Source organism: Paenibacillus sp. V4I3 (assembly GCF_030817215.1).
Classification (GTDB): domain Bacteria; phylum Bacillota; class Bacilli; order Paenibacillales; family NBRC-103111; genus Paenibacillus_E.
The window spans coordinates 1840972-1862214 of sequence record NZ_JAUSZA010000001.1 but is presented as its reverse complement, the minus strand read 5'-3'; the positions used below and the strand labels follow the sequence as shown (position 1 = coordinate 1862214).

The following is a 21243-nucleotide window of genomic DNA, read 5'->3' as shown; positions in this document are numbered from 1 at the left end:
ACAAAAAAAGCCAAATGTTGTGAGCTATACTCACACATTCAGCTTCTCCTTACAAACCAAAAATCGCATCAATAACTGGCTTCGTCGTCCCACCTGGATACATCAAATACAGCAAAACATACACCATTACGCCTGTAGGCGCCGTAAGCAGCCATACAATCGCGGCGACTCGTCCGATTTTTTTATGTTTTAGAAACTTGTTTTTGTAAGCAAACCATAAGGTGATTAGACCTAGCACTCCACCCACCGTTGCCAGCGTAATATGGAAGAACAAGAATAAGTGATACGGCAGCTTCAGACTCTCAGGCCCGCCAAATGCCGTGTTTCCTTCAAACAAGGTACGGGACATGTAGATGATAAAAAACGCTAGAGCGAAGATTGCTCCAAGTACCATCAGCTTTTGATGCGTTTCCCGATTCCCTCTTACAATATGATACCAGCCGAAACCAACAAATATGGCACTGATAACGATAAACATCGTAGAAATAGTTGGTAAAATGTGCATCTCCATAAATCCTTTCTAAGCGCGATTCCAATTCCCGCCCTGGTTATTCAAGCTCTCTTGTGTCTCAACAAGATCCATATCGTCTTCTTCCTTACGCTCTCTACGGTACCATCTAAAGAAAATATAGGCAAGTGTAGATCCATATACGACTTCTTGAATGATTTTCATAAGAACACCGCCGAGCTGTTGATCATCCAGTGGAGACAAATGAGTGAAAGGCACAGTAACGTTCGAATACATATCATAAATGATCGAATCTGCAAATATGATAAGCGCGCAGGCGGGTGTCAACAACATACCATTGCCGAAAATATACGCTAATTTCTTTAGGTCATTCAGGCGATTCAGCTCCGGAAGTGGACAAAATACAGGGAACCACATCATGAACGCAGTAATCAGAAGCACCGTATGATAACTTACAAGTAACACATCATTCTTCATCAAACCGTCCATAATAAAAGGCATGTGATAGATGGAGAAGAGCATATTGAACAAAAACAGCGCAATCAGCGGACGTGCGAAAAATGAAAATGTACCGCGGAAGACTCGATTTTGCATGAAAAGACGGAGCACCCAAGCAGGCGTACCTAGCCATATAAATATAGGAACAATTAAATAGAGAATCGTTTGCTGCAGCATATGAACACTAAACAAGTAATGATGTCCGATGTAGTTAATCGGACTTCCTTGTCCAATGTAGAACAGGACAAGCCCTGTAAAGAAATATAGCTTCTGTTTTTCCGAAACTGGCTCGGCATCTGCGAAATTCCCATTCCCCTTAGCGACAAATCGACTATAGACATATCCGACAACGACGACCACCAACAGTATAACAGGATTCCACAAATCGAAAAATCCACCAATTTGGCTCATAGCTAATCTCTATCTCCTTTCAATTAAAAAAAGAGGAGGCACTTTGTCTAGACAAAGTTGCCTCTTCCTGCTTTCTTACCACCACATCCAATATACTGCTGTAATAACACCGGTGAGAGCAACGAAAGCTCCTGCACCCAAAAAAATAAGCGGGAATAAGTGTCCTCTTTCTTTGGCATGCATCCAGAACAGAAGTTGGACTAAAGCTTGCACAATACCCAAGGATACGATGAAGATTAAAATAAAGGAACGATCCAAGTCTCCGTAAAGAACGACAGCGAAAGCCAACATCGTGAGAAGAATCGAGATAATGTAAGACAAGTAGTGGTTCAATGGTGATTCATGCTTTACTCGTTTGCTAGGTGCGTGTGTATCATGAGAATTGCTGCTCATCTTAGTGACCCACCTTCCCCATCAGATAAACGACTGTGAAGATAAATACCCAGACTAAGTCAATAAAGTGCCAATACAAGGCTGCTACATAAAACTTAGGTGCTGTAACAACCGTAAGACCTTTTTTGAGTCCTTGCAAAATCAACAGTGTAATCCAGCAAACACCGAACGCTACGTGAGCTCCGTGGAATCCGACCAAGGTATAAAATGAGGTCGAGAAAGCACTTGTTGTAAATTTATGTCCTTCATGAACATATTCAAAAAACTCGTAAATCTCCATACCCAAGAACGAAAGACCAAACAATACAGTAACTGCCAGCCAAAATAACAATTGTCCCAGCTTTTGTTTGTGCATCGCAATGATCGCGAACACACTCGTTAAGCTACTTGTTAAGAGGATGAATGTAGACCAACCCACTGTTTTGAGTTTGAAAAGTTCATCCGCTGTAGGACCGTCTGGAACAGAGTTCCGAAGTGCGATGTAGGTTGCGAATAAACAACCGAACAACACAACTTCAGCACCGAGGAACAACCAAAATCCGAGAACTTTATTTTTCCCTTCGAGGGTAGCCGTTTCCGGATTAGCAGGCAGTGCGCCCGTATGATGAGTACTCATGCCTTTACCCCCTTGTCGTCTTCAAGTTCTTCCGGTTCAATATGCCAACCATGATCGTCGTATACGGAACGTAAGAACATTGCAATAAATGTAACAATGATACCCGCGGCAGCTACATAGTAGTTTTTGTACATAAAACCAAATCCTGCAATGAACAAACCAACGGACATAACAAGCGGTAATATGGATGAGGAAGGCATATGAATCGAACCTACAGGTTCTGCCGGAGTCATCTCTTTATTACCAGCCATTTTTTCTTTCCAAAGTGCATCTAAACCGCGAACAAGCGGCGTTTGTTTGAAGTTATACTCAGGTGCAGGTGAAGGAATCGCCCACTCCAATGTACGTCCATCCCATGGATCTGCAGGAGCCGTAACTGGTTTTCTTTGTGTTGCAATAATGTTGATCAGGAATACCAATGTACCGATACCCATCAAGAACGCGCCTACCGTTGATACTAAGTTACCTACTTCGAGATCATATCCGGGTTGGTAGGTAAAGACACGACGCGGCATTCCCATGAGTCCCAAGAAATGCTGAGGGAAGAATGTCAAATGGAAGCCAATGAAGAACAACCAGAAATGCAGTTTACCCATTCCTTCGTTCAACATACGTCCAAACATTTTTGGCCACCAGTAGTAAAGACCCGCGAACAAACCAAGCACTAGACCACCAACGATAACATAGTGAAAGTGTGCGACAACGAAATACGTATCATGATACTGGAAGTCTGCTGCTGGAATCGCAAGCATAACCCCCGTTGTTCCACCCATTACGAATGTTGGGATAAAGGCTGTTGCGAAAATATTTGCTGTTGTGAAGCGAATTTGTCCGCCCCAAAGTGTGAATAACCAGTTAAAGATCTTTACGCCAGTTGGAACTGCAATCGCCATTGTAGCAATCGCGAAGATAGAGTTAGCAACTGGACCTAAACCTGATGTAAACATATGGTGAACCCAAACCATGAAGCCTAGGAAACCAATCAAAACTGTTGCAAATACCATGGAGCTGTATCCGAAAAGACGTTTTTTCGAGAAAGTCGAAACGATCTCAGAAATAATACCAAATGCAGGAAGAATCAGAATGTAAACTTCGGGATGCCCGAAAATCCAGAATAAATGCTCCCATAAAACGTTGTTACCGCCTCTGGCTGCATCGAAGAATGCACCGCCAAAGATACGGTCAAACATTAGTTCAACAAGGGCAACCGTAATCGCAGGGAATGCAAGAACGATCAAACCAGAAGTAACGAAAGCAGACCACGTGAACATTGGCATACGCATATACGTAAGACCAGGTGCACGCATGTTGATAATCGTAACGAGGAAATTAATCCCCCCGATTAGAGTACCAATACCAGCAATTTGTAGTCCTAGTACGTAGAAATCCGTACCTTGAAGGTTGTTTTCAAGTGTTTGTCCCCAACTGGTGTCCGTTATCGAGGATAATGGAGCATACCCCGTCCAACCAGCATCAGGTGCTCCACCCAAGAACCAACTTGTGTTCATCAGTACGCCACCTGCGATGAACAACCAAAGACCAAGTGCGTTAACGAAAGGGAACGCAACGTCCCTTGCACCAATTTGTAGAGGAACGATGGCATTCATGAATGCGAAGATAACCGGCATAGCCGCAAAGAAAATCATCGTTGTTCCGTGCATCGTCGTTAATTGGTTAAATGAATCGCCGATAAAAATATGCTGATCGGGAAAAGCGAGTTGAATCCGAATCAAGATGGCTTCAAGTCCTCCTACGAGGAAGAAGAAGCCGCCCGCTATTAAGTACAGGATACCGATTTTCTTGTGATCGACTGTTGTAAGCCAATCCATCAAACCGCTGTATTTTTTTACTGGATGAGAGTGAGCCAACGTATTAACCTCCTTTAACTGAGAAGTTTATTTCAAAGTCTGTAAGTACTGAACAATATCTTTAATTTGACCGTCATCAAGCTTGCCGCCTGCTTCTTTACCAAAAGCCGGCATTTTGTTGCCCGGTTTTTGTTCTTGCGGATTATGTATCCACAACGCCATTTTCTCAGGAGTGTGTTCCAGAATACCAGCGAGCGTATCGCGATCAGCGAAACCTTTAAGGTTAGGAGCAACACCAGGACCGTTCGCATTAACAGCGTGACAAGACATACAATTTTCTTTGAAAAGCTCTTCACCTTTTTGCGCAGTTGCCGGCACACTAGTAGGAGCTTTCATTTTCGCTACCCACGCGTTGAAATCGGCTTCGGACTTCGCTTGAACGGTAAAGTTCATCAAGGCATGCGAGGCTCCGCAAAGCTCTGTACATCTTCCTTGGAAGGTTGCAATTTCGTCAGCTTGAAGATAAAGCGTATTATGGATACCTGGATTTGTATCCACTTTACCACCTAGGGATGGTACCCAGAAGGCATGAGACACGTCAGCTGAAACAAGATCGAATGCAATAATTTTATCCTTAGGTACGACAAGCTCTTGAGCTGTAGCGATGCCTAAATCGGGATATTCAAACTGCCACCAGAATTGATGCGCAGTTACTTTGACATGAACCGCAGCTTTGTCCTTATTGTAATTCGTTGAATGCTTAAATGTGTAGGACACTGTTGGCACCGCAAGTACTAACAGAAGGAGAATCGGAACGACTGTCCAGATAATCTCAAGCACGTGGCTACCTTCAACTTGCTTAGGTACGCTATTATCACCTTCACGCTTACGAAAGCGAATTAACACATACACATAAATTGCAAATACGACAATTACGACAAAAACCATGATAAAGAGACTTAATTTCATTAAATAAAGCTGCTCGGTTGCCACAGGACCTTTTGGCACTAAAGCAGACAAGGTTGGGTCTCCACACCCGGTTAGCAAGAACGTCATTGCCGCTAAAAGGGGCACCAGACGCCATAACTTTTTCAATCGACTCATTGTATCAACCCCACTTTTAAAACAATATTTTTACCACGAAGGCCATGCCCATGTCAATTCACTTTATTAACTATAAATTCGTGAAAAGTTTTTGTCAATCGCTGGAGGGAAGTTCACAAATTGTTCTTAAACCGCTCTGTAGCGATATATTTTCCCTCCATGGGTATTTCCATACACCCGCCTCTTTATGCATAAAAGCCTTTATTTGTGAACACGAATAAAAGCGCAGAAACATCCCATCCTATAAACATTACAATCTATATGGGAGGTCTCTTTTGATGCTCAGGAAGTTAGGTTTTCCGATTTGTGGAATGATATTCCTCCTGCTGACATTATCCGGTTGTGCAGAGAAAGGAAGAGAATATGGAAAAAGTCCCGACCACACGAATTTTGGCGCCCCTGTCGAAAAAACAGAGGAAACCGAAAGAGCTTATCAAACCCAACAGCTCTATGGTTCAGTAACACACAACAATGCAAAGCTGGAATACAGCCAATTTCTTTCCAATCAATTACATGCCATGAATGGGGTTAATACAGCTATCGTGATGACCACGGATCAGAATGCCTACGTCGCTCTAATGATTGATAGCAGTGCTACAGGTACCAAGGGTACCACCAGAGAGACGAATAACCAAGGGACTAACAAAGGTTTTTATAACGATAATGCGCCATTTAATGACTACATGCCGTCCAATGATTTAAACAATGGCTACAATAGTTATGAAACTGCCGTTCACCACGATATGCTTTCTCATCGATTTAAACAAGCCATGGCCGAGAAAATTCGTACGCTGCAACCTAACATTATGGATGTCTACATTTCGGCAAACCGTGATTTCCTTAATAAAATGAACAACTACGCCCAAGAAAGCTGGAAGGGCCATTCACTGATGCCGTTATTAACGGATTTCAATCAAACGGTTACTCGCATTTTCGGTACAGCGCAAGTGTTGCCTGAAGACTGATGTAGAAGCAAATTACATGAATTAACGAAAATTCCTTCTATATATAAGGTAGTAATTACTGCTTGTTGGTCGGCTCCTGTTTTCATTTGTCTGGCATTCCTGTACAATGAGGGAATCGTCTTTAACAAGTAAGTAGAAAAAAGGGAGCTGGCCAATTTACCATGTCAAATGGATTTGCCTCATTAGGTATTAGAGAAAGTCTCGTTAACGTTTTACAATCTGGAGGAGTCGTAGAACCGACCCCCATTCAAAAAGAAGCGATTCCTGTTTTATTAAAAGGTACAGATGTTATCGCACAAGCACAAACAGGTACAGGTAAAACCCTTGCCTTCGTACTTCCTATATTAGAAACAATTGATGTAGAGAGCCCAGATGTCCAAGCACTTATATTGACACCGACACGTGAATTAGCTATTCAAATTAGCAATGAGCTGAAAATCCTTGTCCCTGTTACAGGCGCAAAGGTTTTGGCTGCATATGGCGGGCAAGATGTAGAAAAGCAGCTTAGAAAGCTGCAAGGTAACATACATATAGTAGTAGGAACACCGGGAAGATTGCTCGATCACCTTCGCCGCGGTTCTATCAACTTCTATAAATTGAAAATACTTGTTTTAGATGAAGCCGATCAAATGCTGCATATGGGCTTCCTTCATGAAGTGAAGGATATCATTGCCCAAACATCCCCTTATCGTCAAACGCTTCTCTTCTCTGCGACTATGCCTGAGCAGGTCGTAAACCTATCCAAAGCTTATATGAAAGAAGCTAAGGAAATTAAAATTCAAAGTAAACAAGTGACTTTGACTGAAATTAAACAAGTTCTGATTCCGACGACAGACCGAGACAAACAAGATGCTTTGATAGCAGCTATTAAAGAATATAAGCCATATCTAGCGATGATTTTCTGTCGAACGAAAGCTAAGGCTATAGCGCTAAATGAGGTTTTGCAGGAAATTGGCTTAATGTCGGATGAGCTTCACGGTGATTTGTCTCAAGCGAAGCGCGAACAAGTCATGAAGCGTTTCAGAGACGGGCGAATCGAACTTTTAGTTGCAACGGATATCGCAGCTCGTGGCTTAGATGTTGAAGGCGTCACTCATATTTTCAATTATGATGTCCCGCAAGATGCCGAGAGCTACATTCACCGTATTGGCCGAACTGGCCGTGCTGGGGAATCGGGTGTAGCTGTGACTTTTGCTACACAGCGAGATATGCCTACCATTGAATTAATCGAAAAAGGGATTCGGATGTCTTTGAGAAGTCCGGAACAACAGCAAAGACGTGTTCGTTCCAACTCTGAGGAATATGTTGACACGGATGGCAGAGGTTCCGCACGCAGAAGCAGCGGTGGGCAATCACGCGGGGGCCGTAATGAAAGAAACGGCGCAGCGGAACTGCGCGGCGGACGCAGCGGAAGATCCGGCGCTCGCGAAGCTAGCCGTGGTGGTCGAGACAACGTTCAGTATGGAACAAAAAGTTCATCTTCTAGAGGCGATAAATTCGGTTCGCGTACCGCTGCGCCTGGAAGTGCACGTACAGGTCCACGTCCTGCGAAGGTCAACTCGGAACGCAATCCGAATACTTGGGGACGCGCTGAGAGTAAAGAGCGACCAGCCGCAACGAATGCCGGACCAGGTCGCGGTGACAACATGAATGCAGCTAAAGCACGCGTCACCAAGTCATGGAGTGGCGGAGACGCAGCCGAACGCGCGCCGCGCACCGAAGGTCGCGGTGAAGGTACGGAGCGCAGACGTTCTGCTCCTCATGGCGATAAGTCTTATTCGCCATATAATAAGTATGCCGGCACGGGGCGTGACGATGCAGCAAGCGCGTCACGCACGATTCGCGGCGGCAAAGGCCGTGGCGACAGCGCGGAGCGCGGAGCTCGCGGTGCAGCAGCACCGCGTGGTGCAGCAGCACCGCGTGGTGAGGGCTTTGGGGCTCGCGGCGGAGCACCGCGTGGCGAAGGCTTTGGAGCTCGCGGCGGAGCGCCTCGTGGCGAAGGCTTTGGAGCTCGCGGCGGAGCGCCTCGTGGCGACAGACCGAGTGCGCCGCGTGGCGGGCAAGCTGGCGGCGGACGCGGCGGCCAGGCACGCGGTAGCGCAGGTAGCGCACCTCGCGGTGATAGCTTCGGAGCACGTGGCGGAGCGCCTCGTGGCGACAGATCCAGCTCGCCTCGCGGCGGGCAATCAGGCGGATCCCGCGGCAGCGCACCACGCGGTGGTGGCCGTGGCGGAAAGCGCTAGGAAAAAAAGCGCTTTCCAAGCAAGACTTTACCGAATAACCCGAACGTTGTAAAATATAAATACGGCTGCAAGTGATCCTACTTATCAAAAATCGTTTCATACCGTTGCACGCACGTAGGATTTACCCCCCACAATTCCCATTAAGGAGGTATGTTCCATGTACGCATTAAAGGACAAGGAAATGATTTTTGTATTCACCGGTCCTCACGGTGCTGGTCGTAAGACGGTCGCGGAAATGTCAGGCTCCACTTTGGGCATGAAGCAGGTCATCTCTTACACCACCAGACCTCCGAAGGCTTCCGAAGAAGATGGTCAAGATTATCACTTTATCTCTCCTGCCGAGTTTGTTAAAGCACAAACTGCCGGTGAATTCATTGAGGTTAGTACAGTTAATGACCATTTGTATGGTATCAAAAGTGCAGATATTGAACACATGTTCGAGCTTAGCGGCAGTATTTATTTAATCTTGAACCGCTTTGGCGCCGAAACCCTCAAAAAGATTTACGGAGATCACGTAGTCCTTATCTTCATTCATGCCGGACGGGATAAACTTGAACAACGGATGAAAGAAAGTGGAGACTCGGAAGAAGTCATTTCGAAGTATCTCTCTTATTACGAAGATGAATTAGCTTTCCGTGACGAATGTGATCATGTGTTTGAGAATGTTGACTTAGCTCATACGGTGTTTGATTTAACAAAAACGTTGGATCACTACTTAAATCGCAATTTAGTTGATTTGGATTAAGCGGCAGTGAATGCCTATAACAGGCCTGGACGGAACTTCGTCCGGGTCTTTTCACGTAACAGTTAACGGCTACGATGCCTTCATGAAGGAGTTGTCCACTTGAAAATTATATCTATTGAACCAACACCTAGTCCGAATTCGATGAAGCTCAATATGGATGAGTCGCTTCCTGCTGGTGTGCGAAAAACCTATGCAAAAGCTAACAGCAAGCAAGCACCTGAAAACATTGGACAATTGCTGGCTGTCCAAGGCGTTATTAGTGTGTTCCATGCAGCGGACTTCATTGCCGTAGACCGTACTTCTAAGGGGGACTGGCAGTTCATTCTGGCCAGAGCCCGTGAAATTTTCGGCGAAGCGCAGCCATCTGCAGACGGAGGCCTGCCTCCGGAACAGCAGCCCACGGCTGAAGCCGCATTCGGTGAGGCACAAGTCCTCGTGCAGATGTTTCGTGGCATCCCGCTCCAGGTGAGGGTACGCGCGGGCGCAGAAGAAGTTCGCGTAGGAATGCCGGAGCGCTTCACTCAGGCGGCAGTTCGCGCCGGTACGGCATCGCCGAACCTGATTAAGGAGCGGAAGCTCGAGGAGCTCGGCGTACGCTACGGCGAGCTCGCGGACATCGCGGGCGAAGTCGTCCAGGAGCTGGACGCTTCTTACGACGACGCCCGCGTCGAAAGCTTGGTCTCCCTCGCGATGCGGGAGACCTCAGAAACTTCCCCCGCGGAGGAATCCGCGGGGGTTGAGGATGCTAGCGCAGCCCTTGCACAGCTGCGCCATAGCGACTGGAAGCTGCGCTATGCCGCGCTTCAGAAGATCCAGCCGTCGCTTACGACGCTGCCGCTTCTCGTCCATGCCCTGCAGGACGAGAACACGTCGATTCGGCGACTAGCAACCGTATACCTCGGGGATATCAAGGAACCCGAGGTACTGCCCTTCCTGTATCGTGCCCTCGAGGACGATACACCTTCCGTTCGGCGGACCGCAGGCGATACGCTGTCCGACATCGGTGACCCTGCCGCCATGCCAGCCATGGCGAAGGCCCTCAAAGACCGCAACAAGCTAGTCCGCTGGCGCGCGGCGCGCTTCTTGTACGAAGTGGGAGATAACACTGTGCTCAGTGCCCTGCACCAAGCAGTAGATGACCCCGAATTCGAGGTACGCATGCAGGTGAAAATCGCACTCGAACGTATCGAAGGTGGGCACGCCGCCGAAGGCTCCGTATGGCAGCAAATGACCCGTAGAAACGAATAGCGTTTGGTAAGTTTCTCACCGCGCACGAATCCTGAGCGCGCAGTGTACGCTATATGGCGGTATGCAAAACCCACTAATGCTGAAACATTTGCTCGCTTATCCGGCCAAAAGTAGCTCTATAGCCTATAAAACTGCTAGATTGTTGTAGAACATACAACATTCTTAACTTCCCAAAAAGAAATCAAGGAAATTGTTGTAAGCAGTACAACTTGCCTAAGGCTCCATTTCTTCAAAAAAACAGCAAACAAAACGCTTGGAAAGATAGTTACTTACCGACTAATTATGCATATTTCACTTAACCTAACAAGAGTAGGAAGAGTAGAAGTTATGAGCAAGTATAAAGAATCCTCGAAAAAAAGCACGGAAGCTATCCAGAAATTCTGGAAGCCTTCAGTGCTTTTTTACATATAAGAAGGGGAATGCGACGAACCACTCTTTTTACTCCCACTCTACTCTAACGTTTAGCTTCAAACTGCTCAAAATATAAAATCCGCTCCAAAATCGTTGGATGCGACCCGCGGAACCACTGAACCAGCTTAGGTTGTGTGACGGGGCTGAGATTTTCTTGGGCTATGTGTTGAAAGGCGCGGATCGCGGCGCTGCCGTCTCCGGTCATTTTCATAGCATAGACATCGGCTCGATGCTCGATGACTCTCGAGAAAGCATTTTGCGCTGGCGCCGAGGCAAAACTCATGATCGTCACAATAAGCAGCAGGATCGGCAGAGCAGCTAAATCGCTCTCCCCTCGTATTCCCCAATAGGAACCCCAACGCCGAATAAACAAACGATAAGCATGAAAGGCAAGCCAGAAACCGATAAAACTAAGTGCGATCCCATAAGCAATCCCTAGATAGATATGCCGCTCGGCGTAATGTCCCATTTCATGAGCCATCACGGTCAAAATCTCATCCGGCTGCAGCTTCTTTAGTATCGTATCCCAAAGAACGATACGGGCGTTCCCTCCAATGCCGTTCACATAGGCATTAATTGTATGAGTCCGCTCAGACATATTGACTTCATATACTTGATCCGCAGGGATCTGTGATTGCGCAGCAAGCTGGAGAATTTGTGCCTTTAGCTTTTGATTTTGAAGCGGTTGAAAATCGTGATACAGCGGGTCCAGCACAACGGGCTGGATGAAGGTGACGAACAAAATAAGCGGAATAGATACCAGCCAGAACCAGAGCCACCAACGGTCAGGACGCCATTTTAACACCCCTCTGAAAATCCATACGATAACAATCGTACCCAAGACGTCAATGAGGAAATCTTTCCCACGATCACTCCAGAACAAGGCTAGTGTTTCCGTGGACAAACCATAAGCCTGATCGACTTTGAACAGAAAATAATCAATCGGCAGGAAGAGCACGTCCATAAGTAAGGTAAAAAAAAGCACAAAAGCAACCATCTGCAGGAAGGAGGCGCGGAATAACCTTTCTGACATACGGCGAAACCTTACTGCAATTCCGAGCAGTGCCAGCAAGACCCCCATTTGCAATGGAGAGCTTAGGAAATAAGCTAGCGAGCGTATACGTGACAAGGACTCGGCCTTTGTAATTTCTTCTGTGGTCATGAACGTATGCGGGTCTGCAATGGTTCCAATTAGTGCATATGGGATGTGGAACAAGTCCCCTTTTAAGAAGTAAACGATCAAGGTTAACGCATACACACCAAAAGCTGCAACAAGTCCTATGTAGAAACGCTTCATTTCATACCTCCACGACCAACTTCATTCAAGTTAATCAATAACCAGTCTGGTGTGAAATCTCTAGACAGGAGCCACACCTGGGTGAAATGTCCATGCGGTAGTACCAGATTACGCTTCCGGCCAAGTATATCGGACATCCCAAACAAAAGGGATAGATTACGAATAAGCAGCATGCAGGGATAATCATGAGAGTAATCTTTTAATTTATGTTCCTTACTTTGAATGCGGTCATTAATGACCTTAATAAACGTATCTATTCCTTCGGCACTAGGCTTAGTCAGCTCGGAACGCGACAGCATAAGCCGTGCTTCCTCGGTATCGTAGAACAGATGGGTGACTTCTAACCCTATTCGATTATCCCTCGCATCCTCAAGCAGCGCGTCCGGCTTCTCTTGCTGCTGAACCATACGTAAGGGAACCTCATTGTTCACATTGTATAAATCCAGAAAGATATCAATTGCAGCTTGTTCCATCGCCTTTTTCTGATCCTCGTGTTTATTCATAAGTCTCCCTTATATCCGTTAAACGAGTCTTTGCTCCCATTTTACCCTATTCTATGAGCTTATACCTCACGAACATATACGCCAAGCATTTTTTGATTCAAGCGATGAGCGGTCGGCTTAAAAAACCAACGCTCTTGGCAATAATCCGTTCTCCTAGACTATGCGACAGAGTTGCCATTGTATGTGTATTGGCTTGATCATTTTCAATTTGCAGAAATAGATAGCCGATCCCTTTATTTGATTTTTCCATTTTCCCATGTTGTAATGAGAAGATAACCAGATTGGACGTGGGAAATGAAGAAAATGACCTGTTGTTTTTTAGTTTTATTCAGCATCTTTTGTTTGGCAAACGCTATGCCTACATCTCCTGCCCTGGAGCAGGTATTACCTATATCCGTCACTAAACCACATCTAGATGGTACAGAACAACAAATACCAATACCAATATCAATACCTGCCCCTGCACCAACCATTCAACCCAAGATGAAACATCATTTTCAGTTGCAAAATGTTCCTCCCCTATCGCAACTGCCCGAGCTGCCGAACGGATGCGAAGCAGTCGTGGCCACGATGCTGTTAAACTGGGCTGGGGTCCCAGTATCCAAAGAGGAGGTCGCTGATGCACTCCCCTTAGGTGAGTTGCCCTATGTGAATGACGACGGAGCATTAATTGGCAGTAATCCCAAAAATGTATTTGTAGGTAACCCTTATGAGGTAGGGTATGGTATTTATCATAGGCCGATCGCGGACATGCTGGATCAATGGTTACCCGGCCATGTTAGGGATTTGTCTGGCATTGCCTTTAAAGATTTGCTCACGATTATTTCCCAAGGAAAACCAGCAATGATTTGGGCAACGGAACATATGGATATACCTTATCTGGAGATGGAATGGCAGGATGAAGAGGGTCAGCTAGTCGAGTGGTATCAACCCGAGCACGCTTTACTCTTAACAGGTTGGGACGATGATTACGCCTATATGAACGATCCGATGACCGGAAAGCAGGAATCCTATGCTTTATTTGATTTCAAAACAGTCTGGGAGCAGATGGGGTCTCAAGCGATTACAGTTAATTAAAAGAAAGCATGAACTGCTCGATCTATCCCGAGTAGTCCATGCTTTTTTTATAAGGGATCCATTTGCACAGCCGCTTGCTTACCGCTAAGCTGTATGCCTGTGTGCTTACGTCCATACGAGCTTAAATCTTTGGTCAGCGTCTCAAGCAATTCTTTCGCCTTCGCGCCTTCTTTGCCTGAAATCTTCACGACCAGCAGCACAGCGTCACCGCCTTGCAGAATGCGCTCCGCTTGCAGCCGCTTCGTCTCCAGGTCATGATCTTCAATGTGGGGCGTTAAGCGGAGCTCCTTGACCTTAGGAGCTTGCTCACGCTTGCGGGCCTGCTGCTTTTCCTGCAGATCTTCTTGCTTCGCTTGACCAGCTCCAATGAGCTTACAGGGAGGAGGACTGCTCATGAGCGAGGTGCAGATTAAATCCACTTTCAGCTGCTTTGCTAGCAGTAGTGCTTCCTTCGTGGACATAACGCCCAGATCTTCACCAAGCAGTCCCGTAACATGAACCTCGGATGCTTTGATTTTCTCATTCTTAATCATTGTGATTACACCTAATCTTTCGCTATAATGAACCCATCACCAGGAAGAGGTTGTTTAAGGAGATGTCTAACCAAATATGAATAATAAACAATTAGAAGAACAAATGATCGAAAATTACAAACGTGAAGAGCATATGATGATCCTCGTTTTTGCACAATGGTGTATCAACCATGATTTGGATCCTGCTGCGCTTTATCATAGCGCCTATCCTGACCAGCCTAATAACGAATCGCTGCAGCAAGCCCTTGATTTAACGGTTTCCAAAGAAGAAGCTGGTGAAGTCCCTGATGATACTGTACTAGGCGTGCTAACTCTATTCGGCAACGAGGAGCTAGCCTATATCGTCACACAAGAAATCGATAAGCGGCCGAGTCAGAACCGTTAACCGTTTCCTTAAAAAGCATGCTGCCTCATCTCAAGTTTAAAAGCTTCTGCCAACAATTCAATCGTCTGCAGTCTCGTCTCAAAGCGGTAGCCTCCAGTCACGACCATCACTTCATCGACTTGGTAGCTTTCGGCTAGGAGCAGCAGCTGCTCCCTTACCTGGTTCGGATCACCAATAATCATACGGGATCGATTGTCCCTTACCCTTGTATGATCCCAATCTGAGTATACATAGTCAGCCGCTTCTTCGGGCGATTTCACTCCTGTGAATTCGCCTTTTTCCGTTTGCAGGATGCGCAAATCAATCGAAGCCGCAAGCCCCTCGGCCTCCGCCTGCGTCTCAGCGCACAGCACATAGATGCACACTGTCGCCTGCGGTACGACATTCAGCGCTGACGGTCGGAACGAGCTGCGGTAGCTGCGCACCGCATGCTGTCCTCCCGCTCCGTTGATGAAGTGCGCGAAGCAGAACGCTGCGCCTGCTTGCGAGGCATATACCCCGCTCTGCCCGGTCGAGCCGAGCAGCCACACCTGGGGCATCGAGTCCACCAAAGGGGTGGCGCGGATGCCCTCGAATACGTGCCCGGGTTCCACCGAGTCGGCGAGGAACCCGAGCAGATCCGTGACTTGCGCTGGGAACCGCTCAAGTCCTTCGAACATATCAGCGCTGATGCCTCGCAGCGCTTTGGCCGTATGCGGCGTGCCTCCGGGCGCACGCCCGATGCCAAGGTCGATGCGCCCCGGATAGAGCGCCTCGAGCATACGGAAATTCTCAGCGACCTTGTAGGGGCTGTAATGGGGCAGCAGCACGCCGCCGGAGCCGAGCCGAATACGACTAGTGCGGGCAGCCAGCGTGGAGAGAAGCACCTCTGGCGAGGAGCCCGCAAGGCCTGCCGAGTTATGATGCTCCGACACCCAGAATCGGGTGTAGCCTAGACGGTCGGCCACCTGAGCCAACCCAATTGTTTGCTGTAAAGCCTCGCTATGCGTACACCCGGATGATACCGGTGACTGATCAAGAATACTTAACTTCAGCATTGTCATCCCTTCTTTCTGAGTCATCTGCCGATGATCTTGATTATACAACGTCCGACCAACAAAAGAAAAAGGACAAACCCCTAATGGCGTTGTCCCCGATTGTGAAATTTTAACTTATCAATTCCTCTTACTTACTAAAAGTGTATGGTTACAGGGAAATTTTATGCCAGACTTTTTTCCAAACAGTAATTTTTCAATACACATTTATCTTAATTGGGCGTTATAAAATCGGAATCCATCTTCATATAGGCTTATATGAGGTTGCTGGATGAATGAATCTCTATTCTCGGTTGAATGATGTTGTAGAATGTGCAACAATTGCGGCCTAAATCCCGCCCTTCATAACTACAACATTAGTAACCACTTTAGCCCAGGAAGAGTGCCTACCAGTTGTTAGGAGCATACCTGAATGAATCGACAGTCTCGAAACTACACCATTGTCTGCCAATAGCTCCGCATGACTAGCAATATCCGTAACCAAACATGCTGTGTAGCCGGTAAGCGAAGAACCTAGCGGAAAATCACCGCTAGGTTCATTATTTTGCAACAATTTGAGGCATAGGTGGAAATTAGGTTTATGTTCAGATTCAGGTTTTACAGCGCTGCCCTAAACTTCAAGACTAACAAGAAATGTCTTAATCTCATAAGGCTTCAGCTCAATATTGAAAGCCTCCACGTCCCCGATAGGACGCTCCATCAAATCACATTCCTGCAGCGATCGAATTTTAAAATCGCTCTTGATATTCACGTAGGTACGGACTCCAGCAAACTCATGGATACGCAGCACCAGTCTCTCTCCATCCTCTGCTTTTTTGATCGCATCCGCCATCACGTTTGGAGCAGAGAATTCGAACATGGAAAGTGTACCTTTCGTTGGAACACCAACGTAACTCGTCAGCGGATTATTAAGCGCCCATGCTTCCTGTACCGTACCGCCTGCATACCAATCCCCCGCATGCGGGAGAAGAGCATACACAAAGGAATGTTCTCCAAGATCAGCTGTCGGATCCGGATGAATCGCGGATTTAATTAGCGATAAACGCATGACATTATCCTTAATGTCGTAGCCATACTTACAATCATTCAGTAAGCTTACACCGTATCCACGTTCAGACAAGTCCGCCCATTGGTGCCCGACGGATTCAAAACGCGCCCAATCCCAGCTCGTATTCCAATGCGTCGGACGCTTGACGTTACCGAACTGGATATCGTAAGTAGCCTCCGTAGAACGCACGTCTACCGGGAATGCAACCTTCAACAGCTGCTGACGTTCCTGCCAGTCGATATGGGTGCGGAAATCAATGCGACGGCTGCCTGCGTAAACAGTCATCGACTGTGAGATCGTAGACTTCACAAAGTTCCATTTGAATGCAACAGTTGCTGCTAATGGTCCTTCTTCAACGAGCTCAACCGAAACGAGATCGGTAATTTCACGCATTTTTTCTTGGTAAAAAATATCAATATCCCAAGCGTCGAAATCAATCGGCTTATCTTCAAACACCTGCAGAACGTTGCCTCGCGAGTTTGCGGCAAGCACGTTCCGGCGATTATCTAGGTCGAATACGCGAACCAATTGACCGGATTCGTTCCATTCGATTTCATAATGAGGCGTTTTCAGCGAGCGACCTTCCAATTGGAAAGGAATCTCGTCAGCCACAGTTGATTGAGATTGATCTGTAAAGTGAATCGTCGTCATACCTAAAGACGGTACCTGAGGCGTGTCGATGATCCAGCGGCCATCCGTGTATTGCGATTTCAATTGGCGGCCTTCGCGATCTGTCCAAACGCTGCCAATCGCAGCTTTTTCCCCAGGGATTACAACAAGATCGCTGCGTTCCCATGAAGCGCTGTTCAGAACCGTTACCGCACCTTTTTCCTGCTGGTTTCCAATTCGAGCTGCAGCTTCATTCCACGCGGATGTCCCTATAGACATAGCTTCAGCATATTCCTCACGACTGTCCTCGTAGACCTCTGTAATCGAAGAACCAGGAATAATATCATGGAACTGATTGCGTAAAAGGATGGTCCAACCCTTGTTAAGCATCTCCTGTGGATAAACGCTCCAATCGGATTTCAACAAGGCAGCCAAAGCGCTGACATATTCCGTTTCACGATATAGAAGCTCCAGCTTACGATTCATCCGTTTGATGTAGGCTTGGCTTGTATAAGTCCCGCGGTGATATTCGAGATACAGCTCACCGTCCCATGTATGGACGTAACGGTCGGTTGCTTCAACAGTTTCTTGTAACCGCTCAAAGTATTCGTCTGCGCGTCCTGTTTTCACTTTTGGCAGGCCAGGCATGTCTTCCAAACGACGGCGCATCTCCAGCATCTCTCGATTGACACCGCCGCCGCCATCCCCATAACCATAAGAAAGCAGAAGTTCTTGATTTACTTCCTTATCTCGGTAGGCATCCCAAGTACCTTTGACCGTCATTGGCGTTACCATGCCGTTGTACGTATAGAAGAACGAGTTAGCTTCTTCCCAATCGCCAGGTGTGGTAATGAAATGCGTCAAAACTTCAGTGCCATCAATTCCCCGCCATTTGAAGGTATCATGAGGCATACGATTGAATTGGTTCCAGCTGATTTTGGTCGTCATGAACGTATCGAAACCGGATTTCCGCAAAATTTGCGGCAGCGCCCAGCTGTACCCGAATACGTCAGGAAGCCATAAATAGGTGCTTTCTACTCCGAATTCTTCACGAATAAATCGGGTCCCGTGTAAAAATTGTCTCACCAGCGATTCCCCAGAGGTTAGGTTGCAATCCGCTTCCAGCCACATTCCTCCGCCAACTTCCCAGCGCCCCTCACGTACACGCTCAAGGATTTGCTTGTAAATATCAGGATAATCTTGCTTGATATAGGCGTATAGTTGAGGCTGTGTCTGCAAAAATACATAGTCCGGGAATCGTTCCATTAGGCGCAGCACTGTTGAGAACGAGCGTGCACATTTCTCCCGAGTATGCTTAAGTCTCCATAACCAAGCCACATCAATATGGGTATGCCCAATACAAGTAACCGTAACTGGATGATGCTTCTCCATCTGATTTAATTCCTCAAGAAGCAGTTCTCGGGAACTATATACGGATTCATAGTAAGCGTCCGAGAGCGGATTCGACCAATCAACTAGTTTAAAAGAACGATCGAGCGCTTTAACTAACTGATTACGTTCAGGATGGTTAGCATCCAGGCTGCGGATTGTTTCCAGCACAGCGCGTCCTGTGTAGTAGAAATCGTCAACCCGCTCATCCAGCCAGCAGATTTCAGCGCGATTCACCGTATGCTTCTTCTCGCGCGGTTTCCCGCCTCCTTCGAGCCCTGACCACAGGCGGATATCCATCCGCCCCCCTAGTTCCTGCAGCTTCTTCCGGCAAAAATACTTCTTGATGGTTCGAATCGAGGCCCTGAAAAGGGGAACCGTTCCAATATAATAAGGATTCGAAGCCGTCATTGTTGCCTCCGCCCGTTTCACCGAAATCGAAGCGCCCCAAAATGGTTTTATCTGCCCATTCCTTAGGAATATCAATCGTGCGCGATAGCCACACGTAGCGGTCGCGCCCTTTCCAAGTCTCACCTGTTTTCAGTTCAAACGTAGGCAGCGTGACTGGCGGCCTTGCTCCAATCGCTCCATCCTCGTCTTCCGTAGCTGAAAATCGCTCCATAGGCACCGCATCGCGATACCGGGTTTCGCTTAATTCGCGTAGTCTTGCTTCCAGCTTCGATTCTGTAAAAAACATATCGAATCTCTCCTCCTATCGATTTCAATGAATCAATTTCTCTAGCTTGAGCAAATTGGTATAACTTAACTCCAAACTATCCATTGGGTTTCCCGGGCAATAATCCTGCTCAACAGCGAACCATTCTACCCCATTTTGCAATCCCCACTTCAGGATAGGTGCGAAATCAATCAATCCCGTTCCGATTTCAGCGAAATATTTTCTTTCGTCTGCAGTAATATCCTTCAAATGGAGGATCGGCATACGAAAAGCATAATTTTGGATGAAGGACAGCGGATCTTGATCCGCTTTTTTTACCCAGTAGGTGTCAATCTCTGCATAAATAGCCGGATCTTCAAGCAAATATTCCAGCGCAAATTTTCCGTCGATTGTCGTATGAAATTCAAAATCGTGATTATGATACCCTACGCGGTATCCCATGCCACTGACTTTGGAAGCGGCTTGCAACAAATCGCGACGCACACTAGCATATCCTTCTGGATTCTGCAGCCCATCCGGTAGGGAGTGGCAGATCAGATCCTTCGTATCGAAAAGGCGGGCCTCCTCCAATACGGCGTCCATATCGTTCTTCAATCGCTCCAAACCGACATGCATGCCAGCCGTTTGCAAGCCGATTTCCTTCATTACCGCAGCAATATCTTTCGCGGGGTTTCCATGCAGCCCATCGATTTGGACGGCTGCCCATCCCATCTTTTTGAGCTCTCTCAGCACGCTAGGGAAATCTTTTTTCAATTCGTTTCTCAAGGTATATAATTGCGCAGCCAATTTATGTTTAATCATTCCGCAATCTCCTCCCTTTCAAATCCAACCATTCGACCTCTTGCTCAGTTAAGGGCAAATTCATAGCTTGTATAGAGGAATCCAGCTCCTCGGGGTTTCGAGGCCCAATGATTGCACATGTCGGGAACGACTGATTAAGAACGTATGATAAGGCAATTTGAATCGGTGAAACTTGCTTTTCTTCTGCCAGCTTTGCGGCACGACGATAACGTTCCCAGTTGTTTTCACTGTAGTAAACGCGTACCATTTCCTCATCCGTACGATTGTCTGGCGTGAAATTTCCTGAGAAAAATCCACCAGCTTGAGCGGACCATGCTAACAATGGCAGCTGATTGACCGAATGCCAACCGCAGGTTTCCTCATCTGCCGAAACGCAGCCCTCCCAGCGGGGTACGTTAGGCTTAGCAAGACTAAGATTCGGACTGCTGAATGAAAAACCTGTGAGTTTATGAGCAGCCGCGTATTCATTCGCTTCCTGGATTCGCTTATGTGACCAATTAGATGCTCCAATTGTCCGGATTCGTTTGGCCTCAAGGTGTACATTCAGCTCTTCGATGATCGGTCCGACCGCTACGTCCGGATCATCTCGGTGCAGCGCATATAGATCGACATACTCCGTTCCTAGCCGTTCCAGACTCTCCGTTAAATCCTTGCGGATGGCTTCCGGATTTACCCGTGGACCCGGACTGCCGTCATCGTGATGAGCACCCTTCGTTAGAATGACCACCTTTTCACGGTTCTTCTGCTCCGTAAGCCATTGACCGAGAACCAGTTCTTTGCCCCGATATTGATGAGCTGTATCGAAGGCATTACCGCCAGCGCGAATGTAAGCATCCAGCATCATCCGTTCTGGCTCTTCCAATTTTCTCAAATCTCCCGTTCCCATGAACAATCGGGAAATGGGTTTGTCTACGCCCTTGATATTCATATATCTCATCTTGAATCCTCCTTCAAACATTTGACCGCCCCATCAAAAGTAC

20 protein-coding genes and 1 pseudogene are annotated in these 21243 nt (G+C 47.0%); 6 read left to right on the top strand and 15 right to left on the bottom strand.

Going from position 1 to position 21243, the window contains the following annotated elements; all coding sequences use genetic code 11:
* Nucleotides 1–49: 49 nt before the first annotated feature.
* The 6 genes from QFZ77_RS08710 to coxB all read right to left on the bottom strand — a co-directional run bounded on the left by QFZ77_RS08710 (nucleotide 50) and on the right by coxB (nucleotide 5299).
* Nucleotides 50–511, bottom strand: coding sequence for a DUF420 domain-containing protein (locus QFZ77_RS08710; RefSeq protein ID WP_307438525.1), 462 nt, complete (start codon nucleotides 509–511; stop codon nucleotides 50–52).
* 9 nt (nucleotides 512–520) lie between these two features.
* A complete protein-coding gene (locus QFZ77_RS08705; RefSeq protein WP_307438523.1) occupies nucleotides 521–1378 on the bottom strand; it encodes a cytochrome c oxidase assembly protein in 858 nt (285 codons plus the stop codon).
* Between the two features lie 75 nt (nucleotides 1379–1453).
* Nucleotides 1454–1771 carry a cytochrome C oxidase subunit IV family protein gene (locus QFZ77_RS08700; protein WP_307438521.1) on the bottom strand — a complete coding sequence of 106 codons (318 nt, stop codon included), beginning with the start codon at nucleotides 1769–1771 and terminating at the stop codon, nucleotides 1454–1456.
* 1 nt (nucleotide 1772) lies between these two features.
* Nucleotides 1773–2387 (bottom strand): cytochrome (ubi)quinol oxidase subunit III, encoded by a 615-nt coding sequence (locus QFZ77_RS08695; protein WP_057304211.1) that lies wholly within the window; start codon nucleotides 2385–2387, stop codon nucleotides 1773–1775.
* A complete protein-coding gene (gene ctaD, locus QFZ77_RS08690) occupies nucleotides 2384–4255 on the bottom strand; it encodes a cytochrome c oxidase subunit I (protein ID WP_307438519.1) in 1872 nt (623 codons plus the stop codon). The genes QFZ77_RS08695 and ctaD overlap by 4 nt, the downstream gene beginning before the upstream one ends.
* Before the next feature lie 27 nt (nucleotides 4256–4282).
* Entirely contained in the window at nucleotides 4283–5299 is a 1017-nt protein-coding gene (gene coxB, locus QFZ77_RS08685; RefSeq protein ID WP_307438517.1) for a cytochrome c oxidase subunit II, read from the bottom strand.
* Between the two features lie 278 nt (nucleotides 5300–5577).
* Here coxB and QFZ77_RS08680 point away from each other — a divergent pair, with 278 nt between their 5' ends.
* The 4 genes from QFZ77_RS08680 to QFZ77_RS08665 all read left to right on the top strand — a co-directional run bounded on the left by QFZ77_RS08680 (nucleotide 5578) and on the right by QFZ77_RS08665 (nucleotide 10500).
* A complete protein-coding gene (locus QFZ77_RS08680) occupies nucleotides 5578–6264 on the top strand; it encodes a hypothetical protein (RefSeq protein ID WP_307438515.1) in 687 nt (228 codons plus the stop codon).
* A gap of 161 nt (nucleotides 6265–6425) precedes the next feature.
* Nucleotides 6426–8507, top strand: a complete 2082-nt coding sequence (locus QFZ77_RS08675; protein ID WP_307438512.1) for a DEAD/DEAH box helicase — start codon at nucleotides 6426–6428, stop codon at nucleotides 8505–8507.
* Between the two features lie 157 nt (nucleotides 8508–8664).
* The gene (locus QFZ77_RS08670; protein WP_307438510.1) at nucleotides 8665–9252 is read left to right on the top strand and encodes a guanylate kinase; all 588 of its coding nucleotides are present in this window, start codon (nucleotides 8665–8667) and stop codon (nucleotides 9250–9252) included.
* 99 nt (nucleotides 9253–9351) lie between these two features.
* Complete coding sequence (locus tag QFZ77_RS08665; RefSeq protein WP_307438508.1) at nucleotides 9352–10500, top strand: conserved virulence factor C family protein; 1149 nt, start codon at nucleotides 9352–9354, stop codon at nucleotides 10498–10500.
* 454 nt (nucleotides 10501–10954) lie between these two features.
* Here the strand turns inward: QFZ77_RS08665 and QFZ77_RS08660 are convergent, their stop codons facing one another.
* From QFZ77_RS08660 to QFZ77_RS08645, 4 genes are all read right to left on the bottom strand, one after another.
* Nucleotides 10955–12208 carry a M48 family metallopeptidase gene (locus QFZ77_RS08660; RefSeq protein ID WP_307438506.1) on the bottom strand — a complete coding sequence of 418 codons (1254 nt, stop codon included), beginning with the start codon at nucleotides 12206–12208 and terminating at the stop codon, nucleotides 10955–10957.
* Complete coding sequence (locus QFZ77_RS08655) at nucleotides 12205–12711, bottom strand: hypothetical protein (protein WP_307438504.1); 507 nt, start codon at nucleotides 12709–12711, stop codon at nucleotides 12205–12207. Before QFZ77_RS08655 ends, QFZ77_RS08660 begins: the two co-directional genes overlap by 4 nt.
* Nucleotides 12712–12808: 97 nt before the next feature.
* On the bottom strand, nucleotides 12809–12961 hold the full coding sequence (locus tag QFZ77_RS08650) for a hypothetical protein (protein WP_307438502.1): 153 nt from the start codon (nucleotides 12959–12961) through the stop codon (nucleotides 12809–12811).
* Complete coding sequence (locus tag QFZ77_RS08645; protein WP_307450106.1) at nucleotides 12945–13184, bottom strand: hypothetical protein; 240 nt, start codon at nucleotides 13182–13184, stop codon at nucleotides 12945–12947. Before QFZ77_RS08645 ends, QFZ77_RS08650 begins: the two co-directional genes overlap by 17 nt.
* Before the next feature lie 10 nt (nucleotides 13185–13194).
* On the opposite strand from QFZ77_RS08645, the gene QFZ77_RS08640 reads away from it, so the two are divergent.
* Complete coding sequence (locus QFZ77_RS08640; protein WP_307449345.1) at nucleotides 13195–13788, top strand: C39 family peptidase; 594 nt, start codon at nucleotides 13195–13197, stop codon at nucleotides 13786–13788.
* Between the two features lie 47 nt (nucleotides 13789–13835).
* Here QFZ77_RS08640 and infC read toward each other — a convergent pair whose 3' ends face one another.
* Nucleotides 13836–14321 (bottom strand): translation initiation factor IF-3, encoded by a 486-nt coding sequence (infC, locus tag QFZ77_RS08635; protein ID WP_307438501.1) that lies wholly within the window; start codon nucleotides 14319–14321, stop codon nucleotides 13836–13838.
* A 76-nt stretch (nucleotides 14322–14397) separates the two neighbouring features.
* Between infC and QFZ77_RS08630 the strand changes: the two genes are divergently transcribed.
* Nucleotides 14398–14706, top strand: a complete 309-nt coding sequence (locus QFZ77_RS08630; RefSeq protein ID WP_307438499.1) for a hypothetical protein — start codon at nucleotides 14398–14400, stop codon at nucleotides 14704–14706.
* A gap of 8 nt (nucleotides 14707–14714) precedes the next feature.
* Here the strand turns inward: QFZ77_RS08630 and QFZ77_RS08625 are convergent, their stop codons facing one another.
* The 4 genes and pseudogenes from QFZ77_RS08625 to QFZ77_RS08610 all read right to left on the bottom strand — a co-directional run bounded on the left by QFZ77_RS08625 (nucleotide 14715) and on the right by QFZ77_RS08610 (nucleotide 21200).
* The gene (locus QFZ77_RS08625) at nucleotides 14715–15743 is read right to left on the bottom strand and encodes an LLM class flavin-dependent oxidoreductase (protein WP_307438497.1); all 1029 of its coding nucleotides are present in this window, start codon (nucleotides 15741–15743) and stop codon (nucleotides 14715–14717) included.
* 607 nt (nucleotides 15744–16350) lie between these two features.
* Nucleotides 16351–19483, bottom strand: a pseudogene (locus tag QFZ77_RS08620) (alpha-mannosidase).
* A 24-nt stretch (nucleotides 19484–19507) separates the two neighbouring features.
* On the bottom strand, nucleotides 19508–20263 hold the full coding sequence (locus QFZ77_RS08615) for a sugar phosphate isomerase/epimerase family protein (RefSeq protein WP_307438496.1): 756 nt from the start codon (nucleotides 20261–20263) through the stop codon (nucleotides 19508–19510).
* A complete protein-coding gene (locus QFZ77_RS08610; RefSeq protein ID WP_307438494.1) occupies nucleotides 20256–21200 on the bottom strand; it encodes an aldo/keto reductase in 945 nt (314 codons plus the stop codon). Before QFZ77_RS08610 ends, QFZ77_RS08615 begins: the two co-directional genes overlap by 8 nt.
* Nucleotides 21201–21243: the final 43 nt, after the last annotated feature.